We start from the raw sequence: 16892 nt of genomic DNA, 5'->3' as shown, positions 1-16892 counted from the left end.
GCTATAACCAATAGCCATAAGTAAACAAAGTCCATCTGTCCGTAGCCAGAAATTGTTCATAACGACTGTCCGCTTCGGGCTGAAAAACACCTCCTGGCCGTAGCCCTACTAGGCTACTCTCTTTCAGCCCCTATACACCCCACCACAACACACTCCCGTCACCTTCACTGGAGGGGGCACCGCCTGATCCGTTACCATGCGCCCTCGCTCACGGTAGCGGACCTCGACGAGGCCGTTCCCGGACCCTGCCGTTTGGCGTGAGCTTTGGCTTTGATCGAGGAAGAGACATGCTGCCTTACCCGCAGATAGACCCCGTGGCCTTGAGCCTGGGGCCCCTGAAGATTCACTGGTACGGCTTGATGTACCTGGTGGGCATTGGCAGCGCCTGGCTGCTGGCACCAACCCGTTTGCACCGCTTCGACCCCACCTGGAACCGCGAAAAGCTGTCGGACCTGATTTTCTGGGTCGCCATGGGGGTGATACTGGGTGGGCGGCTGGGTTATGTGCTGTTCTACGACTTGCCTGCCTATATTGCCCAGCCGGCGCTTATCTTCGAAGTGTGGAAAGGGGGCATGTCCTTCCATGGCGGCCTGATCGGAGTGATGCTGTCGACCTGGTGGTTTGGCAAGCGCAACAACAAAACCTTCTTCGAACTCATGGACTTCATCGCCCCCTTCGTGCCGTTGGGTCTGGGTGCTGGGCGTATCGGTAACTTCATCAACGCCGAGCTATGGGGCAAGCCTACTGATCTGCCGTGGGCCATGGTGTTCCCAGCCTTCAGCGACCCCGCTCAGTTGCCGCGCCATCCGTCGCAGCTGTACCAGTTCGCGCTCGAAGGCGTCGCGCTGTTCGCTATCCTGTGGCTCTACTCGCGCAAGCCGCGCCCCACCATGGCAGTTTCCGGCATGTTTGCGCTGTTCTACGGCATTTTCCGGTTCATCGTGGAGTTCGTGCGCGTGCCGGACGCACAGTTGGGCTACCTGGCCTGGAACTGGCTGACCATGGGCCAGGTGCTATGCCTGCCCATGATTATCGGCGGCCTCGGCCTGATCTGGTTCGCCTACCACCGTGACCCTGCCGCCCGGCAAACCGCCTAACGCTTGTCAGCGGGGCTGCTGGCCCCGCTTTGTTCAGGATGCTTATGAAGCACTATCTCGATCTCGTCGCTCAGGTTATTCAGCAGGGCACACGCCAGGCCAACCGTACGGGCGTGGATACCATCAGCCTGCCGGGCGCCATGTTGAAGTTCGACCTCACCCAGGGCTTCCCTGCCATCACCACCCGCAAGCTGGCATTCAAGGCGGCGGTGGGGGAAATGGTCGGCTTCCTGCGCGGTGCTAACAGTGCGGCGGACTTCCGTGCCTTGGGGTGCAAGGTGTGGGACCAGAACGCTAACGAAAACAGCCAATGGCTGAACAACCCGTTCCGGCAGGGCACGGACGACCTGGGCGAGATCTACGGCGTGCAGTGGCGCAAATGGCCTGCCTACAAGCGCATCGCCGTGAGCAACAGCGCAGCCATCGACGCTTGCCTGGCGCAGGGCTACCGCCGCATTGCTGAAGACGAGGAGGGCGGCGAAGCCTTCGTGGTGCTGTACAAGGCCATCGACCAGGTGCGCCAATGCCTAGATACCATCGTCAACGACCCTGGCAGCCGCCGCATCCTGTTCCATGGCTGGAACTGCGCGCAACTGGACGAAATGGCGTTGCCACCGTGCCATCTGCTGTACCAGTTCCACCCCAACGCACAAACCCGCGAGCTGTCCCTTACGCTCTATATTCGCTCGAACGACCTGGGCTTAGGTACGCCGTTCAACATCACCGAAGGCGCTGCCATGCTCTCGCTGTTCGGCCGCCTGACCGGCTATACCCCACGCTGGCTCGCCTACTTCGTAGGCGATGCCCACGTGTATGTGAACCACCTGGACATGCTCAACGAGCAGATGCGCCGCGAGCCCTTGCCCGCGCCGAAGCTGGTGATTTCGGACCGTATACCGGACTACGCCACCACGGGCGTATATGCACCTGAATGGCTGGAGCAGGTGGAGCCGAGTGACTTTTGGCTGGAAGGGTACGAGCATCATCCGCCACTGACGGCGCCGATGGCGGTGTGAGGGCGCTAGGCGTTTTGATCAAGGCAAACCGGTAGGGCAGTCAGCGCCTAAAGGCGTAGCCGTTGTGCTTAAGCGTTATCAAACATAAAATTCCCGCAAATGGACTGGGAGATCCCGGTCGGCGTCTAGTCCTCGGTGCGATCACCGGGGCTTTTTGCTTTCTGGTCCTAGATAAATGGGACGGCTTGAAGTACTTGATAAGCTGGCTGCCTTGCGCGCAGCCATGCCCCCCTCAATGCCCATGACTGCGGCCCACATGACTAGCCTCGGCCTCCAGCTCCACGGCGCCGCTGACTTCAAGTCGCTCTAGAATGCCGCATTGCGCAGTGGTATCACTGACCTGACAGCGTTCGCGCAGCCCGACCAGTTGCGCCTCCAGCGCCAGTAAGCCATTGATACGCGCGCGCACGTGGTTGATGTGTTCATCCACCAGCGTATTCACGCTTTCGCATGGGGCACTGGCATTGTCTCGAAGAGCCAGCAGGGCACGGATTTCGTCTAGGGTCATGTCCAGCGTGCGGCAATTACGGATAAACGTAAGCCGTTCTACATGGGCTTGGGTGTATTCCCGGTAATTGCCTTCCGTACGCGCAGGCGCGGGCAGAAGCCGTTCGCGCTCGTAATAACGAATGGTTTCCACCTGGCAATCAGTGGCTTTAGCCAGGGTGCCGATCTTCATACGCTTACCTCCACTTTTGCCTATTTTTAGGGCCATTTTCGAGACATTTCGCAAAACTCTCGTGGGGTGCTGGTAGGGCGCTGGCTATGCTATGGTTCGCTCAAATAGTGCCACCTATTCTGCCAGGTGAGGTTTATGTTTTTCGGTCGTATTGGGCAACGTAGCGTTGCAAAAAAGGTTCAGGATGAGGCCTTTCTGCAAGCTTTGAAAAATATAGATACTCTCGTGGTCCAACACGGGCGTATGTCGATGGATGCCTCCGAGCTTGAGGGCAAGGTTCGCGAGTCGCGTAAGCAGGCAAATGCCTCGTTGCGGCAACAGCCCGAAGGCTAGCTTTGGGTGCGGCTCTGCTGCTAAGGACATTCATAAAGCCTTCGAAAAGAACGCACCTAGATGTCCAGCCAAGCTTGACCCTATAGTGGCTACAGGGTGTTGACTTGGCAATAGTCAATTTCTGGAACCGACCATGGACCGCGTTACCGAGCCGTCGCCTGATCCTGCACCCCCTACCAAGGCCCCTTGCGCCCATGCTGCAGAGCAAGGTCATGATCACAACGACCACGACCACGACCACGACCACGACGCCAGTGCGCCTAGCAGCGTGAGCTTTAGTGAGGCCAGTGGTGGGACCCTCAGCCGTTTTCGTATCGAGGCCATGGACTGCCCTACCGAGCAAACCTTGCTCCAGAAGCGCCTTGGCGCGGTAGCGGGTGTGCAGGGCTTGGAGTTCAACCTGATCAACCGTGTGCTAGGTGTGCGCCACTCGCTGCCTGATACCCGCACCATTGAAAGCGCCATCACTGAAGTGGGCATGACCGCCGTGCCGCTGACGGACGCGCAGGCGGATGCTGCCCAGGCACCTGCGCCCGATAAGCGTGGCAAGCCGGCCTTGATTCTGGGGTTCATCGCAGCCGGTGCTGCTGAGGTATGCCACCTGTACCAGGTCGGCCCGCCCTGGCTGGTCATTGCATTGGCGTTGCTTGCCATCTGTACCACAGGCCTGGGTACGTACCGCAAAGGCTGGATCGCGGTACGCCAGCGCAACCTGAATATCAATGCACTCATGAGCCTGGCAGTGACCGGCGCGGCGTTGATCGGTCAATGGCCAGAAGCTGCCATGGTCATGGTGCTGTTCGCCCTTGCCGAGCGGATCGAAGCCCGTTCACTGGAGCGCGCCCGCAATGCTATCGGTTCACTGATGCAATTGGCACCGGAAACCGCCACCGTGCAGGACGAGCAGGGGCAGTGGGTATCACGCAAGGTCGCCGACATTACGGTAGGCAGCCTGCTGCGCGCACGGCCAGGTGAACGTATTGCGCTGGACGGGGAGGTCACTTCAGGCCGCTCCACCATTAACCAGGCGCCCATTACAGGCGAAAGCCTGCCTGTGGATAAAACCGTGGGCGATGCCGTGTTTGCGGGCACCGTCAATGAGGCGGGGGAGTTGGAATACCGTGCTACCCAGTTGGCGAGCGAATCCACCCTAGGCCGCATTCTCAAAGTAGTAGAACAGGCACAAGGCAGCCGTGCCCCTACCCAGCGGTTTGTGGACCGTTTCTCTCGTCTCTATACCCCTGCGGTGATGCTGTTGGCCTGCGCGGTAGCCGTACTGCCGCCCCTGTTTGGTTTCGGCGCCTGGTTGGACTGGGTATACCGAGGCCTGGTGCTGCTGGTCGTCGCCTGCCCCTGCGCCTTGGTGATTTCCACGCCTGTTACACTGGTTAGCGGGCTGGCTGCTGCAGCGCGGCGCGGGATTCTGGTAAAGGGGGGTGCCTACCTGGAAATGGCCCATAGCCTGGAATGGCTGGCGCTGGACAAGACCGGCACCCTGACCCAGGGCAAGCCCGTGCTTACGGATACCGTGCCGTTCGCAGGTGATGTGGACGCCGCGAAAGCCATCGCCGCCAGCTTGGCCAGCCGATCGGACCATCCCGTTTCCAAAGCGCTGGCGGCAGGGCTGAGTGAAGTACCTGCTCACGCTGTCGCTGATTTCGAAGCCATTGCTGGGCGTGGCAGCCGAGGCCGTGTCAACGGTCAGGCGTACACTCTGGGCAACCATCGGCTGGTGGAAGCGCTGGGCTTGTGCAGCGCCCCCCTTGAAGCCGTGCTGGAAGGCCTGGAGCAGGCAGGCAAGAGTGTGGTGGTGCTGTGTGACAGTCAGCAGCCCCTGGCGGTGTTCGGAGTGGCCGATACGTTGCGCGATACCAGCACGTTGGCCATAGCCGCCCTGCACGAGCTGGGTGTGAAAACCATGGTACTCAGCGGTGACAACCAGGCTGCCGTTTCGGCCATTGCGGCACAAGTAGGCATCGATGAGGCACGGGGCAACCTGTTGCCACAGGACAAGCTGGCGGCTATCGAAACCCTGGCAGGCAGCGGCAAGGCGGTGGGGATGGTGGGCGATGGCATCAATGACGCGCCTGCGCTGGCACGGGCGAACATTGGCTTTGCCATGGGGGCGGCCGGTTCACACACCGCCATTGAAACTGCGGATGTCGCACTGATGGATGACGATTTGCGCAAGGTAGGGGAATTCATTGCGCTGTCCCGGCGCACCCGCAGGCTGCTGATTCAGAACATCGTGTTGGCGCTCGGGATCAAGGCCGTATTTCTGGTGCTGACCCTGCTGGGCATGGCCACCCTGTGGATGGCCGTATTCGCTGACATGGGCGTGAGTTTGCTGGTGGTGTTCAACGGCTTGCGGTTGTTGCGGGCCGGCCCGCCTACAAGTCGGCCGCCAGCGCAATAAGCGCTTGCTCACGCTCAGCCTGGCGCTTGCGAAAGGCTGGGTTGAGCGTGGACCATTCCGGGTGAGCACGTGTGCGCTTGAGCACGGCAGGCAAGCGCCCTTCACGCCATTGCTCCGGGTCTTGTTCAGGCACATGCACACTGCCCTGCGCAGCGTGACCACGGCGTGCCAGGGCTACCAGCAGCGCCTGTTGCCGAAGGGCCAATAGCCGCAGTACCGCATCGTCCACACTGAGCACCTGTTCGCCACGCCATTTTCCTAACAAGCGACCGCCGTAGCCCCGAGCTGTTTGCAAGGCGCCCCCGGCAAGGGCCCCTGCCAATGTGGCCAGCCCTAACGTAAGGCCACCTGCCATCAGGTCTACCCCAACCCCGGCGGCGGCGCCAGCGGCCATGCCACCGCCCACTTTTACGCCAAGCTGGCGCAACGTCTCGGGGTTGAACAGGTCATCACCCCAACGGCCATCTAGCAGGGGCAGGCTGCCGGCCTCGGCATCACCTGGGCGAAACCCGAACAGCGCCAGCAACGCACTCACACAGGCTTGCTCGCGCTGACGAACCACTTGGCGCAACGCATCGATTTCCACTTGGTCCGTATCCGTTGCCACCGTTCGGCGGCAGGCGGCGCAGTCGATCAGCAGGTCCGCGATCAGCCGGCGGCCTGCCATCTGGCGCTGCGCTACTTGCTGCTCAATGTCGCTGATCAAGCGCTCAAGTGCAGGGCGGGCGCGCTCGATTAACAGGGCAAGGCTTTCATACAGGCGGCGTTCGCCGTCTTCGGGCGGGGCGACACTGTCGAAGGCCACTTGCGCATGCAGCCCAAGCCTGGCCAGCGCTTCCTGCCAGGCTTCACGGCGTGCCGTTGGAGCGCTTACGAAATTGAGTACCGGTAACAGCGGCTTGCCGCAGCTGGCCAGGATCTGCAACTCATCTCGGTATTTGGCCAGTATCGGCTCTCGCGCATCAATCACGTACAGGCCAGCGTCCGAGGCACTGAGCTGGCGAACCACCTTGGCCTCCTGTTCGAAACGCTGGCGGGCCTCGGCTGAATTCAGGAACGCATCGATACGGCCAGGGCCATCCAGTTTCAGCTGGCCACCGCCCAGGCGCTCCAGGTATTCCAGCAACGCCACGGCATCCTCAAGCCCGGGCGTGTCATACAGCTCCATCAGTGCCTGGCCTTGTACGGAAAGCCGGGCACCTTCTACGTGGCGGGTGGTGCCAGGGTTGTAGGACACTTCGCCAAAGGTCACATCCCGGGTAAGCGTACGCAGCAGCGATGTCTTGCCCACGTTGGTATGGCCTACAACGGCCAGCTTCACTACATCAGGCATGCTCAGGCTCCAGCCAGGCGGCAGGGAACAGGGTGTCGTGAACCAGCCCCAGCGGTTCAAGGGCGTTATGCCAGACCTGTAGGCGGGTAGGGTCGAGGGTTTCACCGGCGGGCGGCGGCATCAGCCACACACGCGTGTCCCCGGCACTGCGGGACAGTTCTGCCAGCAACGCCTGAGTACCGCGGTCTGGCGAGCGACGCGGATCGCATACCAACAGCAGGCGTTGTGGGGGGTGAGCCGCCAACAGCTCCAGCACGCGCTGGCGCGAGGTTCTGTCATCCAGTAGGCCTGCATCCCCAACCTGTGTGCTTACCACAGGCGGCCAAGGCAGGTCGCTGTCCAGTTCGATCCCAGCCATGACAGTCCCGCTTCCGGCCGGTGGCAGGGTAACCACCGGCGGCACCCAGGCGGGCACAGCAGGCAGGTCGGTAGCCCCCAATTGTTCGGTAGACGGCATCAAACGTTCGCGCAACGCTGCGGCCTGAGGGCTATCCACGTCGGGCTGCAACCCCGCCCGGCCATGGCGCCAGCGCACCCAGCAGGCAGCAGCCAATACGGCGCGCGGCATTACCCCATAGCAGGCCACTACGCCAACCAGCCAACCGGCCCATGCCTGACGGGCGCCTTCCAAGGTAGCAGGGCCATTGCCGCTGGCCTGGATCAGCGCCGCTTCTGGAACAGGAAAACCTAGCCAGCCAGGCAGCTTGCCCAAGGCCACGGTCAGCGCGATAAACGTATCGCTATTGAGCAGCGTGGTCTCCCATACGAAATCGTAACGGCGGGTCGCAAACATCAACAGCAGCGCGGCCAGGGCCGTCAGCATGCACAGCGTCCACAGCCCGTTGACCGTGGCACCCAACAGCCAGCGGTTGAGGCGATGGCGGTGCAGCAGTGAAACAAGGGCGCTGCCCAAGTGAGCAGCCTTGGCATCACGGGCCAGGCGCTGGGTTAGCACCAGCCATAGGTGGCCTAGCCAGGGCGCACGGTTGCCGCTGCTTGCAAGGCTGAGCAACCAGCCCGCCAATAACAGCAGGTTGAGGCCAAGCAAGCTGCCGGTAGCCCAAAACACATTGACCGGGTTTGGTGCGCCTGCCAACGCAGTGGCAGCCATGCCGGCCCCACTGACAACGCTTAGCACTGCCAAGGCGATCAGCCCTAGCCGCGCACCTTGTTTCCAATGGCCCAGCGCATTGACCAACCCGTCCCGGCGCGCCAGCCACAAGGCACGGGCCTGCCAGCGCGCGGAAAAGTCCCCACCGCCTTGGCGCGCGTGGCGGTTGGCTTCGCCGTCTTCCAGAGGGCCTGTGTCGCGCTCGCGCAGGCTGATGGCTTCGGTCAACCAGAGAGTGTCCAGCTTGTTCACGCAGGCTCCTGCAATAGGTTCAGCGCCTGAGCATACCGCACCTGCAGCTGCTGGAGGCGCATGGCTCTGTTATCCTGCGCCCATGAAAAAAACACTCCCGCTAAGCCTGATCGCCGCTCATGCCGAGAACGGCGTCATCGGCATCGATAACCGCATGCCTTGGCACCTGCCAGGGGATTTTCGTTACTTCAAGGCCACCACGCTGGGCAAGCCCATCATCATGGGCCGTAAAACCTGGGATTCCTTGGGCCGGCCGCTGCCAGGCCGCCTGAACCTGGTGGTCAGTCGTCAAGCCGGGCTAGTGCTGGACGGTGCCGAAGTGTACCCGACGCTGCAAGCCGCCCTGGCCCGTGCCGAGGCCTGGGCCAAGGCGCAGGGTGTTGATGAAGTGATGTTGATTGGCGGGGCTCAGCTGTATGCGCTGGGCCTGCCGTTCGCGGACCGGCTCTACCTGACCCGCGTTGAAGCTTCCCCTGAAGGGGACGCCTTCTTCCCACCGTTTGACCGTACCGCCTGGGCCAAGGTATCGGACACGGCGAACGCGGCCGAAGGTGAGGCGCCGGCCTATCACTTTGAGGTATGGGAACGCATTTAAGCGGCCATCAGGGCACGGCACGCGCCATGCCCTGAATGGGCAGGGGTTTAACCGTCGAGCAATGCCTTGTTGCGAACGGCGCCCTTGTCGGCACTGGTGGCAAGCAGGGCGTAAGCCTTCAAGGCGGTGGTCACTTTGCGTGGCCGTACTTCAGCCGGCTTCCAGCCTTTCTCGTCTTGCTCGGCACGGCGTGCTGCCAGTTCGCCGTCATCTACCAACAGGTTGATGGCACGGTTAGGGATATCGATCAGCACCTTATCGCCATCACGGGCCAGCGCGATGATACCGCCCGCTGCCGCTTCCGGTGACGCGTGCCCGATGGAGAGGCCCGAGGTCCCCCCTGAGAAGCGCCCATCGGTGAGCAGTGCACAGGCTTTGCCCAGCCCCTTGGACTTGAGGTACGACGTGGGGTACAGCATTTCCTGCATGCCGGGGCCGCCTTTGGGGCCTTCGTAGCGAATGATCACCACGTCGCCTGCGTTAACCTCGTCATTCAGAATGCCGCGTACAGCGCTGTCCTGGCTTTCGAAGATTTTGGCGGTGCCTTCGAAGCGGTGGATGGACTCATCCACGCCCGCTGTTTTAACGACACAGCCATCGACCGCCAGGTTGCCATACAGCACTGCCAGGCCACCTTCTTGCGAATAGGCATGGGCCACACTGCGGATACAGCCGTTTTCACGGTCTGCGTCCAGGGTGTCCCAGCGGGTGGACTGGCTGAACGCCGTTTGTGTCGGAATGCCAGCAGGGCCTGCGCGGAAGAAGGTATGAACCGCTTCGTCGTCGGTTTGGGTGATGTCCCATTGGGCGATACCGTCGGCCATAGTCTTGCTGTGTACGGTGGGCAGGTCCGTGTGTAACAGGCCGCCACGGGCCAGCTCGCCCAGGATGCTGAAGATACCGCCAGCACGATGCACGTCTTCCATGTGGTACTTCTGGATGTTCGGCGCCACTTTGCACAGCTGCGGTACGCGGCGCGACAGCCGGTCGATGTCACGCAGGTCGAAGGCGATTTCAGCCTCCTGCGCCGCCGCCAGCAAATGAAGAATAGTGTTGGTGGAGCCGCCCATGGCGATGTCCAGCGTCATGGCGTTCTCGAACGCCTTGAAATTGGCGATATTGCGGGGCAGCACAGACTCATCGTTTTCGCCGTAGTAGCGCTGGCACAGTTCCACGATGGTACGGCCAGCCCGCAGGAACAGCTCTTCGCGGTCGCTGTGAGTGGCCAAGGTGGACCCATTGCCTGGCAAGGCCAGGCCTAGCGCTTCGGTCAGGCAGTTCATGGAGTTGGCAGTGAACATGCCTGAGCAGGAGCCGCACGTAGGGCAGGCGCTGCGCTCATATTCAGCCACTTTTTCGTCCGATGCCGTGCTGTCGGCAGCAATGACCATGGCGTCTACCAGGTCCAGGCCGTGGCTGGCCAGCTTGGTTTTGCCGGCTTCCATAGGGCCGCCAGACACAAAGATCACAGGGATGTTCAGGCGCAAGGCCGCCATCAGCATGCCAGGGGTGATCTTGTCGCAGTTGGAAATGCACACGATGGCATCGGCGCAGTGGGCGTTGACCATGTACTCCACGGAGTCCGCGATGATCTCTCGGCTTGGCAGGGAATACAGCATGCCGTCGTGGCCCATGGCAATGCCATCGTCCACCGCAATGGTGTTGAATTCCTTGGCAACACCACCCGCGCGTTCAATTTCGCGTGCTACCAGTTGGCCCAGGTCTTTGAGGTGAACATGGCCAGGTACGAACTGGGTAAAGGAGTTGGCAATGGCGATGATCGGCTTCTTGAAGTCGGCATCTTTCATCCCTGTGGCACGCCACAGCGCGCGGGCACCGGCCATGTTACGGCCATGTGTGGATGTTTTCGAACGGTAATCGGGCATGAAGCACTCCAGGCGGCAAATCAGGTTCCAAGGGAAAAGTGAGCCGTGTGCGGTTCCGGGTGGGGCGGCCGTTGGGCTGCTGTCACGGAAGTGGCCGACAGCTGCGCGGGATCGCCGCAAGCCTGGGCCTGGCTCATAAACCCGCCGGGGGATGTTTGGCGATGAATAAGCCGATTCTACACCGCTGGCCGCCTAAGGGAACCTGAATGCTGACCCCCGGCGCCTGCGTATAAAGGTGGAACTATTGTGTAGGACATTTCCCTGAAACGTTTCAGCTCGTATGGGAGGGCTGGTGCAAGCCTGCTGACCTCCCTACTATCCCCGAGCCGCATTTGCGGTGGCCAGAGACTTGCCTAAATGGACCTTCCCAGTTCATTGACCTTCAACTTGCTTTACACAAGCGTGCACGGGCGTGGCGCGGTGAACTGAGCGGCTTTGCGCTGCGTGTTCCCGGCCCGCCTTTGCGCCGGAGAACATCATGACGACTGTAACGCCCACCACCGAACTGTTTGGTACTCCGAACGTCAACACCGCCAAGGCCCAGCTGTCTGCGGATATCGCCCGCTACCTTGTCCTCATGAATACCACCGAGGCCCTTGGGGCCCTTGCCCAGGTGGAACTGGCCAAGCGCGCAGAGGTATTCGGCTACCTTCCCCTGGAGCGCCAGGTTGAGCTGGCCGGGCAAATGTCCCGGGCTCAGTTGACCGAGCTGATCAAGGCCATGTCCGCAGACGAACGCGCCGATCTTTTCCAACGCCTTGGCGACAGCCTACGCATCAGCCTGCTGGCAGCGTTGGCCCAGGCTGAACGAGATGACCTGCTTCAGCTTGCTGGGCATGAACCCGGCACCGCTGGCGCCATCATGACCAGCGACTACTGCACGGTAGGGCATGCCCTGAGCGTAGACCAGGCCATCAAGGCGCTACGCGAAAGCGCACCTGAGGCGGAAACCATCTATCAAATCTATGTACTCGATGCCGAACGGCGGCTCGTTGGGGTGCTATCCCTGCGCGACCTGGTCGTCGCCGAGCCAGAAGCTCCCGTGGAGGGCCTGGTGTGCAGCCATCTGGTCAGTGCCACCGTGGACAGCACTCAGGAAACGGTAGCGAGGTTGATCCGGGAGTACGACCTGCTGGCATTGCCCATTGTTGACGGCGAACAGAAACTGGTAGGCATTGTGACCTGTGATGACGCCATGGACGTTGTGGTGGATGAGGCTACCGAAGACTTTCACAAAGGTGCCTCCATCGCTACCCATGTCGGCAACCTGAGGGACGCCACCATCGGGCTGCTGTACCGCAAGCGGGTTTTCTGGCTGGTGCTGCTGGTATTCGGCAACCTGTTCTCCGGGGCAGGCATTGCGGCCTTCGAGGACGTGATTGCCGCCAATATCGCGTTGGTGTTCTTCCTGCCACTGCTGGTGGACAGCGGCGGGAACGCCGGAGCCCAGTCTGCCACCCTGATGGTACGCGCGCTGGCAACCGGCGAAGTGGTATTGAAGGACTGGGTAAAGTTGCTGGGGCGCGAGTGCCTGGTCGCCCTGGCACTGGGGGTAACCATGGCGGCAGCAGTGGCCTTGCTGGGTGTGATGCGTGGCGGCCCGGCAATTGCCGTGATTGTGGCCAGCAGCATGGTGATCATCGTAATCCTGGGCAGTGTGATCGGCATGAGCTTGCCGTTCCTTCTCAGCCGCCTACGCCTGGACCCAGCCACGGCCAGCGGCCCATTGATTACTTCCGTTGCGGATGCCGCTGGAGTGCTGGTGTACTTTGCTATTGCGACTCAGGTGCTGGAACTTTAACCGCGGCCCTACGCACGCCTTCTCGTGTTGCCAGTACGTGGCACAAGGCAGCACCTACGATAGCAAGCGCCACAAGAACGGCAGGGAGCGTCCAATACGCCAGGGCGGCGTATTGGCCCAGTAAGAAGGTGATAGCGCCTCCACCTAGGTAGGTAAGGGTGTTGAGCCCGGCCGCTGCTGTGCCAGCACGGCCGGGGAGGGCATTCATGGCGGTGGTCACTGCGGCGGGCCGCATGAGCGTAACGCCTAAGGTCATCAAGCTGGCGCCAGCCAGTACACTGAGTGTGGTCATGCCTAGGCAGGCGTAGGATAGCGCCATGCTCATACCCGCCAGCCCGATCAGGCTCAGGCCTATGCGTACCTGAGGCAACTCCGCCGAACGTTTGGCAACGTGGAGGGCTAGCATCCCGCCCAGCAGGTAGGCTCCGCCATACCCCAGCATGATCAGCCCATAGGTGCCAGGGCGTGTACCGAGGGTTTCCAGGAATATAACGGGCGATAACACGACAAACGAGAAATGGCAGGTAAACGCCAGCATGGCCAGCCCGCTGGCGCAGGCAAACCGTACCTTGCAGGCGGATGAGGGTTGATCTGAAGAAGCAGTGGTACTGGGCCGGTTCCTGTTGGGCAACACCCATGCAGCAAGTGCCAGGGTACAGCTCCCGATCAAGGCAAACGCCCAGAAGCTGCCTTGCCAGCCCCACCGCTGCTCGAGGAACACCCCGAGCAAGGGCGAAACTGAAATGAACACCCCTCCGGCCGTTCCCAGCCAGATACGTTGACGCGTTCGCTGACGTGCGTCGAACAGGTCCTGTACCAAAGCATGGGCCAACACGAACCCGCCGCAGCCTAGGGCCTGGACAGCACGCCAGGTATGGAAGGAGGCAATGCCGTCAGCCAGGGTAGCGCCAATTGCGCCCACGATCGCCAGGGCCAGGCACACGATGAACAACCGCTTGCGGCTATACCGGTCCGAGGCCGGCCCTATGATCAACTGCGCCAGTGCTACAAGCACTGTGAGCAGCCCGATACTTGAGGTGATCGACTGTGCAGTACTGTTGAATCGAGTAGCCAGGGTGGGTATGGAGGGGAGTATGACGTCGATCGGGAATACCCCTAGCAACGTCATGCAGACCAAAAGTACGGTTACTGGTTTGACCACTGTCATGAGAGGCTCGTCGCAAGCAAAACGACTGCAAGCGTAGCGCACGGCAGGGCAGCAACAGGAGCTGAAAGCTGTGTAGGAAAATTCACGCCGCTTTCGGCTGGCGCAATGAGCAACGCCCGAAAGCGAAGCCCATTTGCCATCGGCTATCAGCTATTGGGCAACAACCGGCAGGTAATGCTCTTGATATAGCGCGTTTCCGGAATGGCTGGGTGTACCGGGTGGTCCGGGCCTTGGCCGCCGCGCTCCAGTAGCTGGATGTTGCGGTCCAGGTGGCGTGCGCTGGTGAGCAGGATGTTCTGCAGGTCGTCTTCGGGCAGGTGCATGGAGCACGATGCGCTGACCAGGATGCCGTCCTTGTTAAGCAGGCGCATGGCCTGTTCGTTCAGCCGGCGGTAGGCGCCTTCACCGTTCTTCAGGTCCTTCTTGCGTTTGATGAAGGCGGGCGGGTCGGCCACGATCACATCAAAACGCTCCTCTGCCGCTTTTAGCTCCTTCAAGGCTTCAAACACATCGCCTTCCACGCAGGTCACCTTCTCGGCAAAACCGTTGAGGGCTGCATTGCGCTCCACGCCGTCCAGCGCAAAGGCCGAAGCGTCTACGCAGAACACTTCACTGGCGCCAAAGGCCCCTGCCTGCACGCCCCAGCCGCCGATGTAGCTGAACAGGTCCAGCACCCGCTTGCCTTTCACATAGGGTGCCAGGCGCGCACGGTTCATGCGGTGGTCGTAGAACCAACCGGTTTTTTGCCCCTGCATCACCGGTGCTTCGAACTTAACGCCGTTTTCTTCAAGCGCTACCCATTCAGGAACGACACCAAAGGGGGTATCCACATAGCGCTCAAGGCCTTCGGCATCGCGTGCGGCCGAATCGTTCTTGAACAGCACACCGCTGGGCTTGAGTACCTGCACCAGCGCAGCCAGCACGTCGTCTTTCAGTGCTTCCATGGTGGCCGAGGCCAGTTGCACGACCAGAATGTCGCCAAAGCGGTCCACTACCAAGCCAGGCAGCAGGTCCGAGTCGCCGTACACCAGGCGGTAGAAGGGCTTGTCGAACAGCCGTTGCCGCAACGACAGGGCAACGTTGATGCGGTGCACCAGCAGGGACTTGTCCAGCGCAATGCGTACGTCACGCGAAACCAGGCGGGCGCAGATCAGGTTGTTCGGGCTGATGGCCACAATGCCCAAGGGCTTGCCGCCTGCAGCTTCAAGAATGGCTTGGTCGCCTGCCTGGAAACCGTTCAGCGGGGTAGCGGCAACGTCAACCTCATTGCTGAACACCCACAGGTGGCCGGCGCGCAACCGGCGGTCGGCATTGGCTTTGAGACGAAGGGTGGGCAGGGACATCAGCGCGCTCCAGGCAAAAGAGCGCAAGTATACCCGGCAGTGTGCCGTGCTGCTGTGGTGGCCGACGATCACACAACGGTTAGATGAAAGGTTCGAGGGGTTGCACCTGAGGTGTGCACCAAGCGCTAGAATGCCAAGACACCGGAGTATCTGCTGTTATGGCGCACGCGCTGACCCCCCTACAACTTGAGCAAGCCTTGCAAGGTATCAGCGTGCCCCCGCAGCCGCAGATCCTTGTGGACCTTCAGATGGAGCTGTACTTGCCTGGCCCAGACCTTGGAGCTATCGGCAAGTTGATCACCCTCGACCCTGGCCTGTCCGGCGCCGTACTCAGGGTGGCCAACTCCGCACCATTTGGCCTGCTTGAACCCACGGCCTCCATTTCCCAAGCGGCCGAGCTGCTGGGCGCTGACGTGGTGATTGCCTTGATCAACGCCCAATCCATAAAGGGCGAGATGGCCGACGAAACCATCGTGACGCTCAACCGCTTCTGGGACGATGCCCAGGATGTGGCCAGCGCCTGTGCTGCCATTGCCCGGCACCTGGGCACGGTTACTGTGGACGAGGCCTATCTGGCAGGGCTGCTGCACGATTGCGGTATGCCCTTGATGCTGATGCGTTTTCCCGGTTACATGACAACCCTGGAAACGGCCTATGCCGTTGCAGAGCAAGGCCTGCGCATCGTGGACACGGAAAACCAGGCATTCAACACCAACCATGCCGTGGTGGGTTAATACGCCGCCAAGGCGTGGCGCTTGCCCTTGACCGCCTGCACCGCCATTGCAGGCCATCACAATGCTCAGGCGCTGATGAGCGACGAACGAGGGCAGCACAGTGCCCAGAAAGACCTGCTGGCCGTGCTCAAGATGGCCGAGCACATCAGTGCCTCCCATCACCGGGTAGGCAACCAGCCTATGGACCATGAATGGAACCGGGTCGGTGAGTGGGTACTCGATTACGTAGGGTTGAGCGAGTATGACTTTGACAACCTTAAAGAAACCGTCCGCGAATCAGGCGCCCGATAGCGCGCCTCCTGTCGAGCTTTTCAATGCCTGAGCTACCTGAAGTCGAAACCACACGGCGCGGCATCGTGCCCCATGTTGAAGGCCAACGTGTTACGCGCGTCATCGTGCGAGACCGCCGGTTGCGCTGGCCTGTGCCAGAGGACCTGGACGCCCGGCTTTCCGGCCAGCGTATCGTCAGCGTGGAGCGGCGGGCCAAGTACCTGCTCATCAATGCCGAAGTGGGCACCCTGATTGCGCATTTGGGCATGTCTGGCAACCTGCGGCTGGTGCCGACAGGGCAGGCCCCACTCAAGCACGAGCATGTGGACATCGAGTTCGACTCAGGCCTTGCACTGCGCTACACCGACCCTCGTCGGTTTGGGGCTATGCTGTGGAGCACTGACCCCCATGCCCATGAATTGCTCAAAGGGCTGGGGCCAGAGCCCCTGACCGATGCGTTCGATGGCGAGCGGCTATTCAAGCTGTCCAGAGGGCGCAGTGCAGCGGTAAAGCCCTTCATCATGGATAACCACATTGTTGTGGGTGTGGGTAACATCTACGCCACAGAGGCTTTGTTTGCGGCGGGCATAGACCCGCGCCGGCCGGCCGGCGGAATCTCCCGCGGCCGTTACCTGAAGCTCGCCGTCGAGATCAAACGCATTCTGGCCTACGCCATCGAGCGGGGCGGCACGACCTTGCGGGACTTTATTGGCGGGGACGGGCAGCCAGGCTATTTCCAACAAGAATTGTTTGCCTACGGGCGTGGCGGTGAATACTGCAAGGTGTGTGGCAAGGTGTTGAGAGAAATACGGCTTGGCCAGCGTGCTAGCGTTTATTGCCCGGGGTGTCAGAAATAAT

At 61.3% G+C, this 16892-nt stretch carries 13 protein-coding genes and 1 pseudogene; 8 read left to right on the top strand and 6 right to left on the bottom strand.

Going from position 1 to position 16892, the window contains the following annotated elements; genetic code table 11:
• The first annotated feature begins 287 nt into the window (after positions 1-287).
• Together lgt and HBH25_RS17595 are read left to right on the top strand one after the other, a co-directional pair.
• On the top strand, positions 288-1097 hold the full coding sequence (lgt, locus tag HBH25_RS17600; RefSeq protein ID WP_168085245.1) for a prolipoprotein diacylglyceryl transferase: 810 nt from the start codon (positions 288-290) through the stop codon (positions 1095-1097).
• 44 nt (positions 1098-1141) lie between these two features.
• The gene (locus tag HBH25_RS17595) at positions 1142-2113 is read left to right on the top strand and encodes a thymidylate synthase (protein WP_168085244.1); all 972 of its coding nucleotides are present in this window, start codon (positions 1142-1144) and stop codon (positions 2111-2113) included.
• A 232-nt stretch (positions 2114-2345) separates the two neighbouring features.
• On the opposite strand, the gene cadR is transcribed toward HBH25_RS17595, so the two are convergent.
• Positions 2346-2792, bottom strand: a complete 447-nt coding sequence (gene cadR / locus HBH25_RS17590) for a Cd(II)/Pb(II)-responsive transcriptional regulator (protein WP_168085243.1) — start codon at positions 2790-2792, stop codon at positions 2346-2348.
• 135 nt (positions 2793-2927) lie between these two features.
• Here cadR and HBH25_RS17585 point away from each other — a divergent pair, with 135 nt between their 5' ends.
• On the top strand, positions 2928-3125 hold the full coding sequence (locus HBH25_RS17585) for a hypothetical protein (protein WP_168085242.1): 198 nt from the start codon (positions 2928-2930) through the stop codon (positions 3123-3125).
• Positions 3126-3258: 133 nt separating this feature from the next.
• A complete protein-coding gene (locus tag HBH25_RS17580) occupies positions 3259-5541 on the top strand; it encodes a heavy metal translocating P-type ATPase (RefSeq protein ID WP_168085241.1) in 2283 nt (760 codons plus the stop codon).
• On the opposite strand, the gene HBH25_RS17575 is transcribed toward HBH25_RS17580, so the two are convergent.
• Both HBH25_RS17575 and HBH25_RS17570 read right to left on the bottom strand, forming a co-directional pair.
• Positions 5516-6874 (bottom strand): GTPase/DUF3482 domain-containing protein, encoded by a 1359-nt coding sequence (locus HBH25_RS17575; protein WP_168085240.1) that lies wholly within the window; start codon positions 6872-6874, stop codon positions 5516-5518. The two genes, HBH25_RS17580 and HBH25_RS17575, sit on opposite strands and share 26 nt — an antisense overlap.
• Positions 6867-8237: a DUF2868 domain-containing protein gene (locus HBH25_RS17570; RefSeq protein WP_168085239.1), complete on the bottom strand. Its 1371-nt coding sequence runs from the start codon at positions 8235-8237 to the stop codon at positions 6867-6869. The genes HBH25_RS17575 and HBH25_RS17570 overlap by 8 nt, the downstream gene beginning before the upstream one ends.
• An 82-nt stretch (positions 8238-8319) precedes the next feature.
• Between HBH25_RS17570 and HBH25_RS17565 the strand changes: the two genes are divergently transcribed.
• Complete coding sequence (locus HBH25_RS17565) at positions 8320-8832, top strand: dihydrofolate reductase (protein WP_168085238.1); 513 nt, start codon at positions 8320-8322, stop codon at positions 8830-8832.
• 47 nt (positions 8833-8879) lie between these two features.
• Here HBH25_RS17565 and ilvD read toward each other — a convergent pair whose 3' ends face one another.
• Positions 8880-10718, bottom strand: a complete 1839-nt coding sequence (ilvD, locus tag HBH25_RS17560) for a dihydroxy-acid dehydratase (protein WP_168085237.1) — start codon at positions 10716-10718, stop codon at positions 8880-8882.
• A 478-nt stretch (positions 10719-11196) separates the two neighbouring features.
• Here ilvD and mgtE point away from each other — a divergent pair, with 478 nt between their 5' ends.
• On the top strand, positions 11197-12519 hold the full coding sequence (gene mgtE / locus HBH25_RS17555; RefSeq protein ID WP_168085236.1) for a magnesium transporter: 1323 nt from the start codon (positions 11197-11199) through the stop codon (positions 12517-12519).
• Here the strand turns inward: mgtE and HBH25_RS17550 are convergent.
• Together HBH25_RS17550 and HBH25_RS17545 are read right to left on the bottom strand one after the other, a co-directional pair.
• Positions 12491-13687 (bottom strand): MFS transporter, encoded by a 1197-nt coding sequence (locus HBH25_RS17550; RefSeq protein WP_168085235.1) that lies wholly within the window; start codon positions 13685-13687, stop codon positions 12491-12493. The genes mgtE and HBH25_RS17550 overlap by 29 nt on opposite strands.
• Before the next feature lie 146 nt (positions 13688-13833).
• On the bottom strand, positions 13834-15030 hold the full coding sequence (locus tag HBH25_RS17545) for a class I SAM-dependent rRNA methyltransferase (protein WP_168085234.1): 1197 nt from the start codon (positions 15028-15030) through the stop codon (positions 13834-13836).
• Between the two features lie 158 nt (positions 15031-15188).
• Here HBH25_RS17545 and HBH25_RS17540 point away from each other — a divergent pair.
• Both HBH25_RS17540 and mutM read left to right on the top strand, forming a co-directional pair.
• A pseudogene (locus HBH25_RS17540) lies at positions 15189-16055 on the top strand (HDOD domain-containing protein).
• Positions 16056-16078: 23 nt separating this feature from the next.
• Complete coding sequence (gene mutM / locus HBH25_RS17535) at positions 16079-16891, top strand: bifunctional DNA-formamidopyrimidine glycosylase/DNA-(apurinic or apyrimidinic site) lyase (protein WP_168085233.1); 813 nt, start codon at positions 16079-16081, stop codon at positions 16889-16891.
• The last annotated feature ends 1 nt before the right edge of the window (position 16892 follow it).

Source organism: Pseudomonas quercus, assembly GCF_012033695.1.
Taxonomy (GTDB): domain Bacteria; phylum Pseudomonadota; class Gammaproteobacteria; order Pseudomonadales; family Pseudomonadaceae; genus Aquipseudomonas; species Aquipseudomonas quercus.
This window is presented reverse-complemented; position numbering and strand designations above follow the sequence as displayed.